18 protein-coding genes are annotated in these 19,380 nt (G+C 34.9%); 14 read left to right on the top strand and 4 right to left on the bottom strand.

All coding sequences use genetic code 11. The annotated features are described in order from the left end of the window. The first annotated feature begins 26 nt into the window (after positions 1-26). From KBP46_RS08885 to KBP46_RS08870, 4 genes are all read left to right on the top strand, one after another. Positions 27-1,052, top strand: a complete 1,026-nt coding sequence (locus KBP46_RS08885; RefSeq protein WP_062676438.1) for an N-acetylmuramoyl-L-alanine amidase — start codon at positions 27-29, stop codon at positions 1,050-1,052. Between the two features lie 72 nt (positions 1,053-1,124). Beyond that, on the top strand, positions 1,125-2,525 hold the full coding sequence (gene aspA, locus KBP46_RS08880) for an aspartate ammonia-lyase (protein ID WP_062676437.1): 1,401 nt from the start codon (positions 1,125-1,127) through the stop codon (positions 2,523-2,525). 91 nt (positions 2,526-2,616) lie between these two features. Then, positions 2,617-3,471 carry a glycosyltransferase family 2 protein gene (locus KBP46_RS08875; protein ID WP_216445158.1) on the top strand — a complete coding sequence of 285 codons (855 nt, stop codon included), beginning with the start codon at positions 2,617-2,619 and terminating at the stop codon, positions 3,469-3,471. A 120-nt stretch (positions 3,472-3,591) separates the two neighbouring features. Further along, positions 3,592-4,632: a hypothetical protein gene (locus KBP46_RS08870; protein ID WP_216445157.1), complete on the top strand. Its 1,041-nt coding sequence runs from the start codon at positions 3,592-3,594 to the stop codon at positions 4,630-4,632. A gap of 38 nt (positions 4,633-4,670) precedes the next feature. Here the strand turns inward: KBP46_RS08870 and KBP46_RS08865 are convergent, their stop codons facing one another. The 3 genes from KBP46_RS08865 to KBP46_RS08855 form a co-directional block, all read right to left on the bottom strand. Further along, entirely contained in the window at positions 4,671-6,170 is a 1,500-nt protein-coding gene (locus tag KBP46_RS08865; protein ID WP_062676434.1) for a lipopolysaccharide biosynthesis protein, read from the bottom strand. Continuing rightward, complete coding sequence (locus KBP46_RS08860; protein ID WP_253297244.1) at positions 6,073-6,972, bottom strand: FkbM family methyltransferase; 900 nt, start codon at positions 6,970-6,972, stop codon at positions 6,073-6,075. The genes KBP46_RS08865 and KBP46_RS08860 overlap by 98 nt, the downstream gene beginning before the upstream one ends. Positions 6,973-7,239: 267 nt before the next feature. Beyond that, entirely contained in the window at positions 7,240-7,905 is a 666-nt protein-coding gene (locus tag KBP46_RS08855) for a DUF2461 domain-containing protein (RefSeq protein WP_062676432.1), read from the bottom strand. Positions 7,906-8,471: 566 nt separating this feature from the next. On the opposite strand from KBP46_RS08855, the gene KBP46_RS08850 reads away from it, so the two are divergent. From KBP46_RS08850 to KBP46_RS08805, 10 genes are all read left to right on the top strand, one after another. Further along, the gene (locus KBP46_RS08850; RefSeq protein ID WP_062676431.1) at positions 8,472-10,172 is read left to right on the top strand and encodes a DEAD/DEAH box helicase; all 1,701 of its coding nucleotides are present in this window, start codon (positions 8,472-8,474) and stop codon (positions 10,170-10,172) included. A 151-nt stretch (positions 10,173-10,323) separates the two neighbouring features. Further along, the gene (locus KBP46_RS08845) at positions 10,324-10,962 is read left to right on the top strand and encodes a DUF47 domain-containing protein (protein ID WP_027374906.1); all 639 of its coding nucleotides are present in this window, start codon (positions 10,324-10,326) and stop codon (positions 10,960-10,962) included. A gap of 13 nt (positions 10,963-10,975) precedes the next feature. Next, complete coding sequence (locus KBP46_RS08840) at positions 10,976-12,118, top strand: inorganic phosphate transporter (RefSeq protein WP_216445156.1); 1,143 nt, start codon at positions 10,976-10,978, stop codon at positions 12,116-12,118. Between the two features lie 246 nt (positions 12,119-12,364). After that, complete coding sequence (locus KBP46_RS08835) at positions 12,365-12,622, top strand: hypothetical protein (RefSeq protein WP_120232967.1); 258 nt, start codon at positions 12,365-12,367, stop codon at positions 12,620-12,622. Between the two features lie 26 nt (positions 12,623-12,648). Beyond that, a complete protein-coding gene (locus KBP46_RS08830; protein WP_216445155.1) occupies positions 12,649-13,434 on the top strand; it encodes a GLPGLI family protein in 786 nt (261 codons plus the stop codon). A gap of 90 nt (positions 13,435-13,524) precedes the next feature. Then, positions 13,525-14,496: a polyprenyl synthetase family protein gene (locus tag KBP46_RS08825; protein ID WP_062676428.1), complete on the top strand. Its 972-nt coding sequence runs from the start codon at positions 13,525-13,527 to the stop codon at positions 14,494-14,496. A 76-nt stretch (positions 14,497-14,572) separates the two neighbouring features. Further along, positions 14,573-15,523 (top strand): GSCFA domain-containing protein, encoded by a 951-nt coding sequence (locus tag KBP46_RS08820; protein WP_062676427.1) that lies wholly within the window; start codon positions 14,573-14,575, stop codon positions 15,521-15,523. After that, the gene (locus KBP46_RS08815) at positions 15,524-16,045 is read left to right on the top strand and encodes a DUF4269 domain-containing protein (RefSeq protein WP_216445154.1); all 522 of its coding nucleotides are present in this window, start codon (positions 15,524-15,526) and stop codon (positions 16,043-16,045) included. It abuts the gene before it with no gap. A 5-nt stretch (positions 16,046-16,050) separates the two neighbouring features. After that, the gene (locus KBP46_RS08810; RefSeq protein WP_123278176.1) at positions 16,051-16,818 is read left to right on the top strand and encodes a TatD family hydrolase; all 768 of its coding nucleotides are present in this window, start codon (positions 16,051-16,053) and stop codon (positions 16,816-16,818) included. 3 nt (positions 16,819-16,821) lie between these two features. Beyond that, complete coding sequence (locus tag KBP46_RS08805; protein WP_216445153.1) at positions 16,822-17,829, top strand: hypothetical protein; 1,008 nt, start codon at positions 16,822-16,824, stop codon at positions 17,827-17,829. A 185-nt stretch (positions 17,830-18,014) separates the two neighbouring features. On the opposite strand, the gene KBP46_RS08800 is transcribed toward KBP46_RS08805, so the two are convergent. Further along, complete coding sequence (locus tag KBP46_RS08800; RefSeq protein ID WP_062676423.1) at positions 18,015-19,319, bottom strand: DEAD/DEAH box helicase; 1,305 nt, start codon at positions 19,317-19,319, stop codon at positions 18,015-18,017. Between the last annotated feature and the right edge of the window lie 61 nt (positions 19,320-19,380).

Genomic DNA, 19,380 nt, shown 5'->3' with positions numbered 1-19,380 from the left:
TAATAAATCATTCAAAAACCAAACTGATGCGTAAAACATTATATATCATCGGATTAAGCACTTTTGTTTTTTCATGTACTTCCCAACAAAATGTGAAAAAAAATACTTACAAACCGAAAACCCCAATAACACAGGCGAAACCGACGGTTCAAACAACTCCTCCGGTGGCTTCAAAACCAAAAGTTGTATCTGATCATGGAGTAGACTTTTTTACTACTAATATAGCAGACCCAACAAAAAATGATAATACGGCAAGTTATGGTTCTATTGTATCTGCGAAACCAGCCGGATATAAAGTGGTGAAAACTTATTTTCCTGCGGTAGCCCAGAATTTCAGACAACGTTATCTTATATTACATTATACAGCCCTTCCGGACGATAAATCTCTTACCGTCCTTACCCAACAGGCGGTGAGTGCCCATTATCTGGTAAATAATACAGGAGATAACGAGATCTATCAATTGGTGGATGAAAATAAGCGAGCCTATCATGCAGGAGTAAGCGCGTGGAGAAATGACAAAAATCTCAACGATAATTCTATCGGTATTGAAATTGTAAATACAGGGTATACCACGGATGCTACCGGGAAAAGAACCTTTGCTCCTTTTAGCGATGACCAGGTGAAAAAAGTAGCGGCTTTGGTTAAAGATATTGTGACGAGATATCAGATCCAGCCTACGAATGTATTGGCACATGCCGATATTGCACCTACAAGAAAACAGGATCCGGGACCAATGTTTCCATGGAAAAAGCTTTATGATGAGTACCAGATTGGAATGTGGTATGATGAAGCGGCTAAACAGACTTATCTTGAGGCAGCACAGGCTGATATTACAGCAAGATATAATGATTCCAGCTTTATTTTCCTTATTCAGACGTCATTGCAGAAATTCGGATATGCACTTGATCTTAGCGGAAAATGGGATGATGCTACGAAGAAAACAATTGAAGCATTCCAATATCATTTCCGTCCACAGAATTATGACGGAATTATGGATGGAGAAACATGGGCAATACTCCAGGCTTTAAATCAAAAATATCCAGTAAAATAATTCAAATTAAAACGCATCGGTTAGATGCGTTTTTGCTATCTTTAAACGATCAAAAACAGTAAAATATCTGTAATGGAAAATTTCAGAAAAGAAAGTGATTTATTAGGCGAACTGAATGTGCCTTTAGATGCTTATTATGGGGTTCAGACACAAAGAGCTATTAACAATTTCAAAATTTCAGGGCAGCTTTTGTCTTCATATCCGGATTTCATAAAAGGATTGGCTTTTGTAAAAAAAGCAGCAGCTAAAACCAATTATGAACTTGGACTTCTAGACGAAAACCTGTATTTTAAAATAGCAGAAGCATGTGATGAAATTGTAGAAGGGAAATATCATGAGCAGTTTCCGGTAGATATGATTCAGGGAGGTGCAGGAACTTCCATCAACATGAATGCGAATGAGGTGATCGCCAATATCGTGTTGGAAAAATTAGGAAAAAATAAAGGAGAATACGAATTCTGTTCACCCAATGACCATATCAACCTTTCTCAGTCTACTAACGATGCTTATCCTACAGCAATCAAAATGGGATTGCTTCAGATGAACATTGGGCTGGTAGAAAAACTGGAAAGAATTATCACGGCTTTCCGTGCAAAAGGACAGGAGTTCCATGATGTTATTAAAATGGGACGTACACAACTTCAGGATGCTGTTCCAATGACTTTAGGACAGGAATTTGAAGCATATGCTGCCACTTTAGAAGAGGATATTTCCAAACTGAATAACAACGCCAACCTATTTGTAGAAGTAAATATGGGAGCTACAGCTATCGGAACAGGCTTGAATGCTCCGGTAGGATATGCCACGCTTTGTGCTAAAAACTTAGCTCAGATTACAGGATTCCCTATTGTTTCAGCACCGGATTTAGTAGAAGCTACTCCTGACACGGGATCGTATGTAATTTATTCTTCAGCTACAAAGCGTCTTGCGGTGAAGTTATCCAAAATCTGTAACGACTTAAGATTACTTTCATCAGGTCCAAGAGCTGGTCTTTTTGAAATCAATCTTCCGCCAATGCAGCCAGGATCTTCTATAATGCCAGGGAAAGTAAATCCTGTAATTCCGGAAGTAGTTAACCAGGTTTGTTTCAAAGTATTTGGAAATGATCTTACCGTAACTTTTGCCGCAGAAGCAGGACAATTACAGCTGAATGTAATGGAACCGGTACTTTCACATGCCATCATGGAAAACATCAACTTCCTTTGCAATGCTTTGGATACGCTTCGTGACAAATGTGTGGTTGGAATTACTGCCAATAAAGAAGTTTGTCTGAATATGGTGAAACACAGCATCGGTATTGTTACAGCATTGAACCCTTACATCGGATACAAACAATCAACACAGATTGCAAAAGAAGCATTGGAAACAGGAAAGAGCGTATACAACCTTGTTTTGGAGAAGGGAATTCTTTCTCAGGAAAAACTGGATGAAATTCTTGATCCGAAAAACATGCTGAAACCGCATAACAAATAAAATTATCAACGATAAATGATCAATGATAATTGATGCCCTCAAAAGCTTCTCATCATTGATCATTTATTCATCATCATTTATACTATAATTTGTGAGGTTTTTAATCATAATTCCTGCCCATAACGAAGAAGACAACCTCCCATTTACTCTTAACTCTCTGCAACAGCAAAGCAGCAAAGATTTTAAAGTAGTGGTAGTGAATGACGGTTCTACAGACAGAACAGCTGAGGTCATCAGAAACTATACAGAAACTGATTCCCGTTTTGAAATAACCAACCTACAGAAATCTGAACATCAGCCAGGATCTAAAGTCGTTCACGCTTTTAAAAACGGACTTCAGACTCAAGCTATGGATGAATTTGATATCATCTGTAAATTTGATGCCGATATCATTCTTCCGGAAAATTATCTGGCGGAAGTAGCAACAGCTTTTATCAATCATCCTGAATATGGGCTTGTGGGAGGACTTTTGTATATCGAAAAGGATGGGAACTGGGTGTACGAAGGAAATTCCAATAAACATCACGTGAGGGGGCCTATGAAGGCTTATCGTAAAGAATGCTTTGTAGAGATTGGTGGTTTAAGGGAAACATTGGGCTGGGATAATATTGATTCCATACTGTTGGAAAATCATGGATGGAAAGAAGTTGTACTTCCGGAGCTCCATGTAAAGCTGATTAAAGTAAAAGGAGCCGATTACACCATACGTCCTGCTGATTATTACGGAAGATATTTTTATTTCTTGGGACTGAACAGGTTTCTGGCTTATATTGCCTCTTCAAAAGAAGCTATGAAAAGTAAATCTGTTTCATTTTTCTTTGATATTATTACATCTTATGAAAACTGCAGATCAAAGAAATTAGAACTGAAAATTACCAAAGAAGAACAGAAGGCCGTTAATGATCAACGTTGGAGAATGTTGAAAAAGAAATGGCTGAAAATGTAGAAGGTGATTTTTTATACGTTGTAAATGCCCATCAATAGAAATGGGTTTTAACCGTTTAATCAAAAAAGTAAAGATTCCATTGGCTTTAGCCAAAATTTAAGATATAACTCCCGTTAAACTGTGAAAAAAATAGCTTACATAGAAATAGATACCCACGCAGAAATCTCCCAGGCTTTCATGGATATTATGGAAGGTTCTCAGGATTTTACGGTAGACTATTATTTTTCAAAAAGAATCAAAGATCAGGTAAGCCACCGCCATGAAGCTGTGTTTTTATCAGATAGTTCTATGATTCTGGATCAGTTAAAGGGAAAAGGATATGATCTTGTGATCATAGGTACTGTACACCGTTATTTTAATACATTTTTAGCAGTCACAAAAAGGTACAATACGGCAGTTATTTCCCATAATCTTAATTTCATAAAAGCATCCAAGCTGGATCTGATGAAAAGTGTTTTCAAGGGAGACGTTATCTTCAGACTAAAATTGTGGTTGAAAGAAGGTTTGTTCTACAAAACCAAAGTTTATAATACTTCAAGAACTCTTTTCGTGCTGGATGAAGCTCTGATATCAGGGAGATATCATTATTTGCCACTATTTTACACAAGAGATTTTGATAAAGCAAAAAATGAAGACCTTATGGTGGTGATTCCCGGTGGTGTTTCGCAGAAAAGAAGAGATTATCATTCTATTTTCGAAACCATTCGGAAACTTAATCCGGATAAATCTTGCCAATTTGTTTTCCTTGGAAAATCAACCGGACACGAGTTAAAACAACTTGAAAATCTGTCTGGAAAATTACCTGAAAATATTAAAATCACCTATTTTTCTGAAAGAGTTTCTTCAGAAGAATTTGAACAATGGATGCAAAAAGCAGATGTTCTATGGTGTCCGATTCAACAGGATACAGAATTTTTTGGTATGAAAGAAACGTATGGACTTACTAAAATGACAGGAAACCTTGGCGATGCCATAGCTTATGGAAAACTGGCTGTTTTTCCGGGAAAGTATCCTTCAAAACTGAATTTTATTATTCCTGAAAAAGAAAATATTCTCGAACAGTTAAAAACCGTTTCTGAAAATCCATTTGATTTTTATACAACATACAGCAGGAAAAAAGTTCAGAAAAAACTGGAGCAATTTCTCAAAGGCTTGCTATAAAAAGCTTTAGATTATTCTATTTTCTGTCTTAAAAGCAATTATTTTATCTTAAATACACTCTTAATAAATCTCATATTCAGGTAATCCTCAACAGGGAAAATCCTGGTGAAGTAATTTCCGACATAGATCAGTATCAAGACCACTGCAGGTTTGTATATCAGATTAAGCAGATTGCTGTTGAAGTTGGGAAGAACAATGGCTACTGTAATAGCTAAAGTACAGATAATAGAGACGAAAATCATTTCAATACTCAACGGCGAAACCTTAAATACAATATAATTGAAAACAATTTTCACAACATTGTAAATAGTAAGTGAAATAGCCGTAGATAAAGCAATTCCGATCAGCTTCAGATCCGTGTTTTTAATGAAATAATAATTCAGTCCGATAGTCAGTCCGGCCAGCAAAAGCATCACCAGAATATTGAATCTGTAATATTTTGAGAGTGAAATAATATTCCCGTTGAATCCGGTAGCAAGATCTATTAATACTGCAGAACCCCAGATCCAGACTACGGGTTCATATTCTCTGAGCATGGTTCCGTTTTTTGGCATAAATTGCGTCAGATAAGGAAATCCTACCATAATACAGGAGAATAAAACGGCTCCAAGGAAATATAAGGTTAAGGATGTCTTCTTATGGAACCTGTCCAGTTCCACCATATCTCCGTCTGCCAGAGTTTTGTTGATGATAGGTGCTGAAATATTAAATAATCCAAGCTGGGGAATAGAAATTAACGAGATCAGAGCATACAGAACAGAATAAATTCCAACCTCTTCCATTCCCATAAATTCTCCGATCATAAAGCTGTTGATCGCCAGATAATTTCCAAAAGTTCCCAGGAATCCAAAGAAACTGTAATTGAAAAACTCTTTCCAGAAATTATTCTTTTTGAAATAATCGGTATTAAAATCCAGCTGGATTTTTTCCAGTTTGTTGGTGTAATAAATATATCCCAAAAGCATTAAAAAGAAAATTCCAAAAAAGAAAGCATATGCAATGATCTGTGACGTAGAAGCTGTAACATTCTGTGATAAAGCAAAGAAAAAAAGACAGAATGCTCCCAGGTTCGCTATTTTCGGAAACAGATTGTCGAAGATATTGGAAACTACAATTCTTTTGTAATTGGATGTGTATTTATTGAAAATAGCACAGAATGAAAGGATTAAAATCAATGGCAGAATCATTTCCTTGATCTTCCATGCTTCTGAATGTCTGAATTTCGGATAAAAATAGGGAAGTATAAAAAATACAGCCGTGAAAATAATAAAGTTGATAAAAACCGTCAGTAGTGACAGTGACAGCATATTCTGTTTTTTACCATCTTTTTCTACTTTGTGAAAAAATTTCACATTCGAATAAGAAATACCCAAAACAACAAAAGGAACCAGCATTTCAGCTGTGGGAAGAATGTAGCGTAGCTTTCCGTAAAATTCAAAATCATTCGGAAATATAAATATTGCGGAAACGGTGCCCAGCAAAAAACCAATATAACCGATAATGGAATATTTGAAGCCTTGTCTCGCTACTACACTCATAAGTTGTTTTAAATGTTTTTAGGTATAAAAATAATATTGTTGATGTACTGAGTTTTATTTTTTCGTCGTTTGTATTTTGTGTTATAATATCTTCTGTAAGATTTTCCAGCGTAAAGCTGTTTCTGTTTAGATATCTGGCATCATATCCCCAGCTCATCACTTCGGATATTTCATTCCATATAGGAGTTTCATGGTGTCTTTGCTCCATTTCAACCATTAAGGTCGGCTTAAATTGCCTAATAGTTTCTCTCGCTCCGGAAAGAGTTTTTATTTCGTTTCCTTCAACATCTATTTTGATAAAATCAAGTCTGTTGAAATGTTCCAGTGCTGCCCATTCGTCAAGTTTAATAACTTTTACTTGTTCCGTATAGCTTTTCTCTTCTCCTTTTTCTTTGTAAGAAGTGTTTAAAGTACCACGGGAAGCAATAGTTTTCCCATTAATGATGGGTACTTTGAATTCTGCAATCCTGTTTTCATCCGAAAGAGCAAGAGGGAGAATATGCATGTCAGAAAACAGTCTTTTCAGTCTTCTGTAAAGCTTTTTATTAGGTTCAAAACCATAAATATGCTCATGCTTCAATGTATTTTCCAGCTGATAAAGGAAAGTTCCCACATTGGCACCAATATCCAGTATCACAGCATTTTTAGGAAGGTATTCTTTGATCCATACCAATTCCGGTTCTACATTACGTTCCGAAAAGTTATTTTTATTAAGATTATTTAGAGCTTTAAAATATCTTTTTTTGTAGAAATTCGGGCTTATGTATTGTAGTTTCTCTGCAATTTTTTGGTATAAAGACATCTTTGGCTTTTTGGCGAACAGCAAAGATACGTAAAAATGTAAAACTTTTCTTAAAAAATGTTAATTATAATGGCTTGATTTTCAGGATGGATTTCTGAAATTTGTTTTTGTAACCTGGGGAGTTTTACTATAATTTTGATTTGTCACAGAGACACCTGTATCCCCTTAACATCTGATTATGACATTCTGTAGAAATAGAACTTCAACCAGAATGCACCCAATGATCTATGAAAAACGAGTGATCGGTAGTTGAAAAAGTAAAACTATCTAGAGAAAAGGTGTATTCAGAAAATCATTGAAAGGTTTCATCAGTTTGAAAACTTTGGTCATGTTTTTTACAGCATTTTTGTCCAGCACTTCCTCATCTTTCAGAGAATATACTACAATAAAATTTTTAAGTTTGAGATATTCTCCCATAGGATCTTCTTTTTCAAAACCCTGAGGTATTTTCTTTAGTTTATCGTCCTGGTCAAGCTCCGGAAAATGTTTTTTGAAATCTTTATTATTGAGAATTTTTAGAAAATCGTCTCCATACAAAGAAATCTCTTTGCGGACTTCTTTCAGGACAGAAGATTCCGGCATATAGATTCCTCCTGCTAAGAAGGACTTTCCAGGTTCCATGTGAAGATAATAACCTCCTTTCTGATTTCCTTTTCCCATTCCCAGAGAAGCTCCGAAATTGGTTTTATAAGGCGATTTGTCCTTTGAAAAGCGGGTATCTCTGTAAATTCTGAATAAGGCCTTTTTACTGTCTATTTTAGCAAGTTCTTCATCAAAACCAGACATCTCCTTAATCAGTTCATCAAGAAATGACACAACATTTTGCTGAGATTCTGTGTACAGGTTTTTATTTTCAGTAAACCATTCGCGGTTATTGTTTTTATTTAATTTGTTTAAAAAATCAAATGTTTTAGAAGAAATGCTTGCAGACATATTATGTGAGGTGTTTTTAGTGTTGTTGCTAAGTCAGATTTGGGTAGGCTATTCAATCCCGAAATTTAGAATTGGAAATTCATACCACAATTCAAATGTACAAAATCTATTTAGGTTTTATACTTTCAGTAGGGATAATAGACGGATATTAGATGATAAAGGAATTTGCAGTGGCAGATTGGGAATCAAAACAGGTTGATAAGTAAGGTGCTGCCAGGTACCGGATGCCTGAAGCTCTCATTATTCTTTTGAAGAAATTTTTATGTTATTTTAAGTGGTCTTTTGTGATAGATTCAATGTTTTGCATAATAATATAAAAAGAGAAAAATATATGTTCTATGGTTTTATTTTTGAAAATTCATTAATATCACAGAAAAAATCAATCCAATTTAATAAAAAAAATAATGTTTAACAAGTCCTTAGTTTAAGGCTGTTTTTTTTACATTTAATTTTCAAAAAATCAAAGAAATATTAAAAGATTCTGAATTTAAGATTGTATATTTAAAACTTTATTCAAAAACAAATCAAATATTTATTGTATCTTTGCAAAAATTTTAAAATAGTTAATGAATTTATTTACGGAAACCAATTTAAGTCCTGATATCCTTAAGGCAATTGGCGAACTGGGTTACGAAAGCCCAACAGAAATCCAAAAACAGACTATCCCTTTTATTCTTTCAGATATTCGCGACTTGATCGCACTTGCGCAGACAGGGACAGGCAAAACAGCAGCGTTTTCGCTTCCGATTTTGGATATGATTGACGATACGAGTCGCAAAATCCAATTATTGGTGCTTTGTCCGACACGGGAATTATGTCTTCAGATTTCGAAGGACATAAAGAATTACTCTAAGTATATGAAAGACATCAAGACAACTGCGGTTTATGGTGGAAGTAGTATTGTAGAGCAGATGAGATCTTTGAAGGACAAACCACAGATTATTGTGGGAACTCCGGGAAGAGTAATTGATCTTATCAACAGAAAAGCATTAGACTTTTCTGCGATTCATTGGTTAGTATTAGACGAAGCTGATGAAATGCTTTCTATGGGCTTCAAAGACGAATTGGAAACCATTCTAAGCGAAACTCCGGAAACTAAACAAACTTTCTTATTCTCTGCAACGATGAATAAAGAGGTGGAAAGAATTTCCAAAAATTATCTTACAAAGCCGCATCGTATTTCAGTAGGTTCTATCAACGAAGTGAAGAAGAACATTACTCACGAATACTATGTTGTAGGATACCGTCAGAAAAAAGAAGCATTAAAAAGATTAATTGATGCTAACCCTAACCAGTACTCCATTATCTTCTGTAGAACGAGAATGGAAACTCAGGAGGTTGCTGATTTCTTAATGCAGAACGGATATGCAGCTGACGCTCTTCATGGTGATCTTTCTCAGGCACAGAGAGATACGGTAATGAAGAAATTCAGATTGAAAAATATTGATATTCTTGTAGCTACAGACGTTGCAGCAAGAGGATTGGATGTAAACTCTTTAACTCACGTTATTCACTTCTCTTTACCAGATGATCCTGAAGTATTCGTTCACAGAAGCGGTAGAACAGGTAGAGCTGGAAAAGATGGTATTTCTATGGCTTTAATAAAGCCTGAAGAAAGCAGAAAACTGAAACAGATCAAATCTGCAACGAAAATTGAAATTAACGAAAAATTCATTCCTACAGGTGAAGATATTATCAAAGCTCAGGTAGGTGGTGTATTCGAGAAATTATTAACGGAGCACGAAGATCTTTTTGAATTTGATGATAGCTTAATCCCGGATCTGAGCAACTTTACAAAAGAAGAACTGGTACACCAGCTTCTACAGTTTCAGTTGAAAGATCTTGCTTTATACTACAAAGACAAGCATGACCTTGTTGAGCAGAAATTAAGCAGCAGAGACGATGACTATTCTAGAAGAGATCGCGGACGTGACAGAGACAGAGATAGAGGTCGCGACAGAGATCGTGGAGACCGTGGAAGAGACAGAGATCGTGGTGGAAAGCCAAGAAGAAGAGATGAAAACATGGTAAGATTTTTCTTCAACCTTGGTAAAAAAGACCATTTGAAGAAACTTGATGTTTTAGATATTATCAACAAAGCTACTGCTGGCGGAAAAACCAAAAAAAGAGCGGAAATCGGTGATATTGAAATCTTAGAGAAATTCTCTTTCTTCGAAGTTGAAAAATCGTTCAAAGACAATGTATTGAGCAATATTCAATCGATGAAGTTCAAAGGAAAAGATATGAGAGCTGAAGTAGCAAACTAATCTCTTCTTATACCATACAAAACCGGCATTGATGCCGGTTTTTTTGTTTGATAATCAGTAGTTAAGCGAATGTTAACAAAACTTAATGTTATATAGTTTCACGTACAATCCTTTTTTAAGAAATTTGCACACGAATTATAAATACTAAAAAATGGGAATTGGTAATATTTTCCACGCTTTTCAACCAAAAGATAAAATCTTCTTTGTACTTTTCGAAAAAGTAACTGAAAATCTAGTTGCAATGTCAGAAGAATTCAACACAGGAATCAAGGATTTCGATCTTAATGACGATTCAATGTTGAAGAAAATGAGCGACTTTGAACACAAGAATGATGAACTTACTCACGAAATTTTCGTAGAATTAGGGAAGAACTTCATTACACCTTTTGACCGTGAAGACATTCACACACTGGCAACAGGACTTGATGATATCGCTGATTATATCTACGCATCCACAAAATATATTTTCCTTTACAAATCACCGGAGATGAAGGCTTATTCAGACTTCTCTTTATTAATCCACAAAGCATGTCTTGAAATTCAGAATGCAATGAAAAACCTTAAAGGGTTCAAAAATATGGAACAGGTGAAAGAAGCTTGTATTAAGGTGAACTCTATTGAGAATATTGCTGACGATTTGCTTTCCAACTCAATGGTAGAATTATTTGAAACTAATGATGCCATCAACATTATTAAAGTTTCATCTGTATTAAACTACCTTGAAATTGTAACAGACAAAGCAGAAGATGTTGCCAATACGATTGAGAACATCATGATTAAATACGCCTAATACATAGCAAAAAATGGAATTTCCGATTTTACTTGTAGTTATTATTGCGCTGGCCCTGATCTTCGATTATATCAATGGTTTCCATGATGCAGCCAACTCAATTGCAACTATAGTTTCTACAAAAGTTTTAACTCCATTCCAGGCTGTACTTTGGGCGGCACTTTGGAACTTTGCAGCGTTCTTTATTGCTGCTTATATTATTGGAGAATTCAAAATTGGTAATACAATTGCCAAAACAGTTAATGAGAATTTTATCACTCTTGAGGTTATATTTTCCGGCCTTATCGCCGCAATTGCCTGGAACCTTTTGACATGGTGGTTCGGGATCCCTTCATCATCTTCACACACGCTGATTGGAGGTTTCTTAGGAGCGGCTCTTATGCATGCCTTCATGATGGATTATCATGATGTAGCTGCAGCACGACCCGGGCTTGGGATGTGGGATACCATTAAAGAAGCTTTCAGCCAGGTAACACAACAGGGTGTCGTAAAGTTTGATAAAGTAATTCCTATCTTCCTGTTCATTTTCATGGCACCAATCATAGGGATGATTATCTCGATCATTATTACTCTGATTATTGTACATCTTTATAAAAGATCAAACCCCCACAAAGCAGACCAGTCTTTCAAAAGATTACAGCTGGCTTCTTCAGCTTTATTCAGCTTGGGACACGGTTTGAATGATGCTCAGAAAGTAATGGGGATCATTGGTGCAGCAGTAATCTATTATCACGTAAATATGCTTCAGGATGCGCAGTATTTGAATATTCCTTCTGCAGAACGTTTTGATTATTTTGCACAGCATTATATCTGGGTTCCTTTGGTTTCCTTCCTTGCTATTGGTTTAGGTACAATGAGTGGTGGTTGGAAGATCATCAAAACAATGGGAACAAAGATTACAAAGGTAACTTCATTAGAAGGAGTAAGTGCAGAAACGGCAGGTGCTATTACCTTATTCATCACAGACCACTTCGGTATTCCTGTATCTACTACACACACGATTACAGGTTCTATCATCGGGGTAGGATTAACGAAAAGAATTTCAGCGGTAAGATGGGGAATCACTGTAAGCTTACTTTGGGCTTGGGTTCTTACCATTCCAATCTCTGCAATAGTAGCAGCAATTACTTATCTTGCGGTAACCTTCCTTTTCTAAAAAAACAAATCATACAATTATATAAACTTTGTCCATTTGGGCAAAGTTTTTTTATTGTGCAATGTTGAAATTTAAATTATTAATCAACGAACAGATATTTATTGTTGTGATCCATGTTTTTGTGTTTTGTTTAAAATAAGTTTCTTATTTTGTTGATTTCTATTGTTTTATAGTTTATTTGTTTTATACATTAGATAAACACTTTGCAATACTTTTGAACAAAAAAGTTTATTAATACAAATTACAATGAAAAAACTATTACTTCTTTCAGCATTTATGTTGGCAGCACTTATTAAAGCCAATAATTTTAATTTTAAGAATGAAAAAACAGCCCAAGCCGTTTTATTTACACGTTATTTAATAACACTAAAGACTGTTTGTGGAACTACTTATCAAACTGTTCTAGATACTGATTTCGATACGTATGATTGTGTAAATAATGAATGGGAAATGTATAATCAACAGGATTGTGGCCATGCCAGCTATGAGAATCCGCCTGTTTAATGTTGTCTGAAGCTGTTTGACCTACCTTGTATTTATTTTTTTATGAAAAAAAATTAGGTATATTTTTTTATTTTCTTTTAATCTTTATTAAAAGTCAATCTCCTAAATTAGAAAGAGATATTTCTATACTGGAAGTCAGATACAACTTTTCATATATAACGGATACTTTGAATATAGAAAGCGTTGTTTCAGAACCAATGATACTCCTGGCTAATAGTAACAAATCTGTTTATTATAGTGAGAATTATAAAGCATTTTCTGATGGTTTTAAGAAACAGCTGGAAACTGCAATAAAGACTGGCAGTATTGTAGAACCAGGTAAATTACTACAATCGAAAGTAAGACATTGTGTTTATAAGGATAATGATTCTATCTACATATCAAATCACTTAGGTAATGACTTTTATACCTTTCGTACAGAAAACATTCATTGGAAGATTGATAACTTGATAACTAAAGTTATTCAAGGATATAAATGTACAAAAGCTGTTGCTAAAGTTGGAAAGAGAATATATATAGCATGGTTTACTCATGAAATACCTGTTAATGATGGTCCTTATAAGTTTAAAGGTCTTCCCGGATTGATTTTAGAGGTCAGCGATGAAAAAAAATATTTTAATTTTGAGTTTCTTTCTATAACTAAAACGAATTTACCTATAGAATATAAAAAAGGATTGTTGATTACTCAAGTTCAATACATAGAAAAGCGTAAAGAATACATTAATGACCCTTCCCAGGGTAAAATTAATACTCCAGAGTACAGAAAAAGAATTGAAGAAAATAAGAAGAAATTTAATAATTTTTTAGAATAGCGAATAATCATAAAAATCCTCATCAAAACGATGTTTTTTTGTTTTATAAAGCCTTGGAAAATCGTATTTTTGTTCAAATTATAAGATTTTATGGAATTTTTAGACAGATACCAGCAGATTGTTGCAGATGCCATCACTAAATATACTTTTAAAGATAAACCTTCGGAGCTCTATGATCCGATGAACTATATTATTTCCCATGGTGGAAAACGCCTTCGTCCTATTATGGTGTTAATGGCATGTGATATGTTCGGTGGAGATCTTAAGCAGGCAATCAAGCCGGCATTGGCTATCGAGTTTTTCCATAACTTCACCCTGATCCATGATGATATTATGGATGAGGCTCCTTTAAGAAGGAACAAGCCTACTATTCATACTTTACACGGGCTTAATGTAGGAATTCTTTCCGGAGACGGACTGATGTTGAAAGCGTATAAGTTTTTTGAGGATCTGGAACCTGAAATATTCAAGGCATGTATCAGAATATTTACCCATACAGGTCTTCTGTTATGCGAAGGTCAGCAGTACGATATTAATTTTGAAACTCAGGAAAATGTTACTTTTGATGACTATATCAGAATGATTACTTATAAAACCGGGGTATTAAGTGCTTCTTCATTTGAAATCGGAGCTTTAATTGCAAGAGCAGATTTTAAGGATGCCAAAGCTATTTTCAATTTCGGAAAACATATCGGAATCGCATTCCAGATTATGGATGATTATCTTGATGTATTTGGAGATCAGGCGCAGTTTGGTAAAAAACATGCCGGAGACATCTACGAAAACAAGAAAACTGTTCTGTATCTGCTAGCAAGAGAACACGCTACAGACGAAGAAAGAAAAGAATTGGACTACTGGTATTCTAAGAAGACTGAAAATGTTGATAAAGTATATGGAGTAGAAAAGATCTTCAGAAGAACAAAAGTAGATGAAAAAGCATTACGTCTGATTGAAAAACATAATGAGATTGGACAAAGTTATCTTCAGAAAATTGATGTGCCGGAAGAAAAGAAAAAACCTTTTATTGAACTGGCCAATTATTTGTTGAGAAGAGAAAGTTAATATAGGCAGCAGATGATAGGTAGCAGGTAACAGTAATTTGCCCGCTACTTATTTCCTGCAACCTAACCCTTATACAATGAAATTCAGAACAGAAGTTGATATTCCCGCATCAGAAAAGAAGATTGAAATTGAAGATAGAATATTTTCAATAGGCTCATGTTTTGCCTCTGAAATGACGGATTTACTTCAGGACGGACAACTTCAGACCCTTAATAATCCTTTTGGGACTATTTTTAACCCTTTTTCTATCAATAATGCAGTCAACAGATTACATGACTCTGCATTTTACGCAGAAGAGGAACTGATCACTTACAATGAAGAATATATCTCTCTGGATCATCATACCAGTTTTGATACCCGTTATATTCATCAGACCCTGGATAAGATTAATGGAGCTATTGAAGCAGGAAATGCCTTTCTTCAGGAAGCCGACTGGATTATTATTACCTACGGGTCCTCATTTATTTATGAATTCCTTCCCAAGAAAAAGCTGGTAGCCAACTGTCATAAAATTCCGCAAAAGTTTTTTGAGAAAAGACTGCTATCTCATCAGGAACTCACCACTTCAATTTACCAGACGATTCTGGATCTTAAAGATATTTGTAAAGAAGGAGTACAAATCTTATTTACTGTTTCACCTGTAAGGCATACCAAAGATGGAATGGTAGAAAATCAGTTAAGTAAGTCCAAATTAATCACTGCTATCCACGAGTCTATTTCTCTCTTTGAAGACTGTCATTATCTGCCTGTCTATGAGATTTTGATGGATGACCTCCGGGACTATCGTTTCTATAAAGAAGATATGATTCATCCTAGTACACAGGCGGTAAATTATATTTTTGAGAAGTTTGGAAAATCTTATTTTTCAGAAGAAACTCAGAATTTTATCAAAGAAAACTTTAAGATTATGAGAGCCCTGGAACATAAAACCAGTGATAAGAAAGATCCTAAGTTTATCGAGTTCAGAGAAAAACTGGATCAGAGAATTGAAGTACAGCGTAAAAAAGTAAAACATAAAATATTTTAAATGCTTGATTTCACCAGAATTGACTATCTGAAAGATGGAAATGAAAGACAGAAAAAAGCTTACGAAATTCTTACAAAATATCGTGTTTTTGATAAATTGAAGGACTATTCTCCTATTTTAGCAGGAACTGTTCCTATAGAGATTGATATCAAAGGAAGTGATCTGGATCTTATTTTCGAGGTGGATTTAAAATGTGAACAGGATTTTCTGGATGATTTACTATTTTGTCAGCTTATTCCTCACGATGTAGAAGTGGAATATCCTATTGTAAACGGGGAAAAATGCATGACTTTAAATTTTATGCTGGAAGGGTTTCCCATTGAGATCTTTGGACAGAATAAGCCTACAAAACAGCAGAACGCTTATCTTCATATGATGGCCGAATACAAAATATTAAAAGAAAAAGGAGAAGAATTTAAACAAAGAATAATAGAACTTAAAAAACAGGGAATAAAAACGGAGCCCGCTTTCGGAATATTGCTGGGACTTGAAAATCCTTACGAAGATCTATTGAAATTTTAAATAAAATGATTGATACACATACACACTTATACGCAGAAGAATTTGATGAAGACAGAAAAGAAGCTATTCAAAGAGCAGTAGATAAAGGAATTACAGAATTTTATCTTCCTGCTATTGATTCTGAATCACATGAAAAAATGCTGCAGCTGGAAACAGAATATCCGGGACAGATTTTTTCAATGATGGGATTACATCCTTGCTATGTAAAACCGGAATCCTGGGAAAAAGAACTTGAAATTGTAAAAAAATATCTTGATCAAAGACATTTTCCAGCAATTGGAGAGATCGGAATTGACTTGTACTGGGATAAGACGACATTGGATATTCAGGTAAAAGCTTTTGAACAGCAGATTGACTGGGCAATAGAAAGAGACCTTCCGATTGTGATCCACACCAGAGAAAGCTTTGATGAGACCTTTGAAGTTTTAGAACGAAAAAAGCATCCGAAACTAAGAGGAATTTTCCATTGTTTTTCAGGGAATCTCGAACAGGCGCAGCATGCTATTGACCTTAACTTCATTTTAGGAATCGGTGGAGTAGTGACCTTTAAAAACGGAAAAATAGACCAGTTTCTGAATGAAGTTCCGTTGGATAAAATTGTTTTAGAAACAGATTCTCCATACCTGGCACCGGTTCCCCACAGAGGAAAAAGGAATGAAAGCTCTTATCTGGACCTGGTTGCCGGAAAGCTGGTGAATATCTATGGAAAAGATTTTTCTGAGATAGACCGCATCACGACAGAAAATGCTAAAAACATTTTTCAAATACCATAATTAATGAGTGCCCTGTTAAATTTTATTAGGAGCAACAAATTGAATGGCATATTGCTGTTTGCCATTTATTTCATAGTTAATCTTTTATTTCTGACGAAATATGGAATCAGACAGTCTTTTGTTCCTCTTACGATTTTAATTATTTTTTTTTCAGGGGGAAATTTATTGTTATTTTCTTTAGGAAAGTGGTCCTGGTTGGAAAAAGTATGGACCAGGAAATCCGTATATCTTCTTATCGTTTTTATCACGATTGCTTACATTGCGATGTGCCATGTGATGAAAGATCCTTATAAAATGAATATTGACAGATGGGCAACGTTAGAATTTTCTGTGCAACATTGGGCAAAAGGAGAATACATCTATGATACTCCAAATTTCATGGGAAATTTATCATCATATCTTCCTGGGCAATTACTTTTGTCAAGTGTTTTTTATTTTTTAGGGAATGTTGGCTACCTACAGGTTGTTGCCTTTTTACTATTTTCCTATGTTGTTTTTTTAGAATTTAAGAGCAATTTTCATAGATTTCTTGCAATAGGAATGTTAGGTATTTCCCTGGCTTATATTTATGAAGTGGTCTGTAAGAGTGATTTTATCTCTTCCTTTATTGCAGTGGCAGCCTTTATTGTCTTTTGGAACAGAATGTTTAAAGATGATTATTTTAAAAGATCCTTTCTGTTAGGAATATGCATAGGAATTCTATGTCTTACAAGAAGCGTAGTGATCATTCCTTTGATCATCTTTTTATTAAATCCCTTTTTAAAAACCAGCTGGAATAATAAAATAAAATTTGGATTAAGCTTTTTATTAACGGTAGCAATCTTATTGGCATCCGTTCTGCTGCCTGCCAAAAGTATTGAGCATGTGCTGCAATATAATCCTCTTAATCTTCAGGGACAAAGCAATAAATTTGTTATGCTGTTCTTTATGATACTGTCGGTTATCCTTTCCTTCTATGTTAAAAAAATAGAAACAGTATTTTACTTTTCAGCCTATATTCTTTTTTTGTGATGTTGAGTTTTGTAAGTGAGCAGTATGTAACTTTAGGATTTTCTTACCAGAATAATTTCTTTTCTACTACCTATCTGGCAGCCTGTTTACCATTTTGTATTATAGGTTACTGCTATACAAAGCAAAGAATGGAATAATAATAAACGATCAATAAAAAAAGTCCTTTTCTTTGAAAAGGACTTTTTTTATTTTTTTCTGGTGAAATTCTTATTCTTAGGTTTTTTAAACCCTACTGAAGCCCCCGCTGCAGGCTTTTTACGGTTATTATTTGGCCTTGAATTATTACCATTACCTGTTTTAGGTTTTCCACCCCCTGCAGCTACAGGTTTGTTATTAGAATCCCTTTTCTGTGCTACCAGGTCATCAGTATGGAACGGATGATCCTTGATTACAGGAATTTTCTTTCCAATTAGTTTTTCAGTATTCTTTAAGTTCAAAAGATCAAGTCCGTCTACAAAAGATATAGAATTACCTTCGGCTCCTGCTCTTCCTGTTCTTCCGATTCTGTGTACATAGGTTTCAGAAACATCAGAAAGCTCAAAATTGATCACGAATTTCAGCTCATCAATATCAATCCCTCTGGCAGCAATGTCAGTCGCTACAAGAACTCTTGTTTTTCCGGATTTAAAATTGTTCAACGCATTCTGTCTCGCATTCTGAGATTTATTACCATGAATCGCTTCTGCGGAGATATTGTCTTTCTGAAGCTTTCTGGAAATCTTATCTGCACCGTGTTTTGTTCTTGCAAAAACCAATACAGAGTCTGAAATATCATTTTGAAGAATATGAGAAAGCAAATTCAGTTTGTTGTCTTTTTCTACGAAATACACAGATTGTTTGATAGTATCTGCAGTAGAAGAAACCGGAGTTACCTCTACCTTTACCGGATTATTCAGGATCGAATTAGCCAGTTTCTGAATTTCAGTCGGCATTGTTGCTGAAAAGAATAAAGTCTGTCTTCTCTGAGGTAAAAGTTTAATGATTCTTTTTACATCATGTACAAAACCCATATCCAGCATTCTGTCTGCCTCATCAAGAACAAAAATCTCAAGATTTTTCAGGCTGATGATTCCTTGTGCAATAAAATCCAGAAGTCTTCCCGGAGTTGCTACCAGAATATCAACACCCTTTCTCAAAGCTGCTTCCTGATTTCCTTGTTTTACTCCTCCGAAAATAACAAGTTGCTTTAAGGGAAGATATTTACCGTAAGCATTAATATTTTCCTCAATCTGAATCGCCAGTTCTCTGGTGGGAGTAAGGATTAACGCTTTTATATGTTTATTGGGAATTTTATTTTTAGATAAATTCTGTAAAATAGGGATAGAAAAAGCTGCTGTCTTTCCTGTTCCTGTTTGCGCACAACCTAAAAAGTCTCTGCCTTCCAGGATATCAGGAATAGATCTTTCCTGGATAGGAGTAGGAGTCGTGTATCCCTGTTCCTGAATTGCTTTTGCAATAGGTTCTATTAAGTTTAAGTCTGTAAAATTCAAATGAATTATTTTAAAATTTAAATAAAAATTCCTTCAGTCTGAAAGAATTACATTCTGCAAA

It is taken from the genome of Chryseobacterium sp. PCH239, assembly GCF_018924625.1.
GTDB classification, from domain to species: domain Bacteria; phylum Bacteroidota; class Bacteroidia; order Flavobacteriales; family Weeksellaceae; genus Chryseobacterium; species Chryseobacterium cucumeris.
This window is presented reverse-complemented; position numbering and strand designations above follow the sequence as displayed.

What these genes read in the sequence shown, in the direction of transcription:
- KBP46_RS08885 (WP_062676438.1), top strand. Translation starts at nt 27, where the DNA reads ATGCGTAAAACATTATATATCATCGGATTAAGCACTTTTGTTTTTTCA.
- aspA (WP_062676437.1), top strand. Translation starts at nt 1,125, where the DNA reads ATGGAAAATTTCAGAAAAGAAAGTGATTTATTAGGCGAACTGAATGTG.
- KBP46_RS08850 (WP_062676431.1), top strand. Translation starts at nt 8,472, where the DNA reads ATGAATTTATTTACGGAAACCAATTTAAGTCCTGATATCCTTAAGGCA.
- KBP46_RS08815 (WP_216445154.1), top strand. Translation starts at nt 15,524, where the DNA reads ATGCTTGATTTCACCAGAATTGACTATCTGAAAGATGGAAATGAAAGA.
- KBP46_RS08825 (WP_062676428.1), top strand. Translation starts at nt 13,525, where the DNA reads ATGGAATTTTTAGACAGATACCAGCAGATTGTTGCAGATGCCATCACT.
- KBP46_RS08860 (WP_253297244.1), bottom strand. Translation starts at nt 6,972, where the DNA reads ATGTCTTTATACCAAAAAATTGCAGAGAAACTACAATACATAAGCCCG.
- KBP46_RS08840 (WP_216445156.1), top strand. Translation starts at nt 10,976, where the DNA reads ATGGAATTTCCGATTTTACTTGTAGTTATTATTGCGCTGGCCCTGATC.
- KBP46_RS08810 (WP_123278176.1), top strand. Translation starts at nt 16,051, where the DNA reads ATGATTGATACACATACACACTTATACGCAGAAGAATTTGATGAAGAC.
- KBP46_RS08805 (WP_216445153.1), top strand. Translation starts at nt 16,822, where the DNA reads ATGAGTGCCCTGTTAAATTTTATTAGGAGCAACAAATTGAATGGCATA.
- KBP46_RS08845 (WP_027374906.1), top strand. Translation starts at nt 10,324, where the DNA reads ATGGGAATTGGTAATATTTTCCACGCTTTTCAACCAAAAGATAAAATC.
- KBP46_RS08820 (WP_062676427.1), top strand. Translation starts at nt 14,573, where the DNA reads ATGAAATTCAGAACAGAAGTTGATATTCCCGCATCAGAAAAGAAGATT.
- KBP46_RS08835 (WP_120232967.1), top strand. Translation starts at nt 12,365, where the DNA reads ATGAAAAAACTATTACTTCTTTCAGCATTTATGTTGGCAGCACTTATT.
- KBP46_RS08865 (WP_062676434.1), bottom strand. Translation starts at nt 6,170, where the DNA reads ATGAGTGTAGTAGCGAGACAAGGCTTCAAATATTCCATTATCGGTTAT.
- KBP46_RS08855 (WP_062676432.1), bottom strand. Translation starts at nt 7,905, where the DNA reads ATGTCTGCAAGCATTTCTTCTAAAACATTTGATTTTTTAAACAAATTA.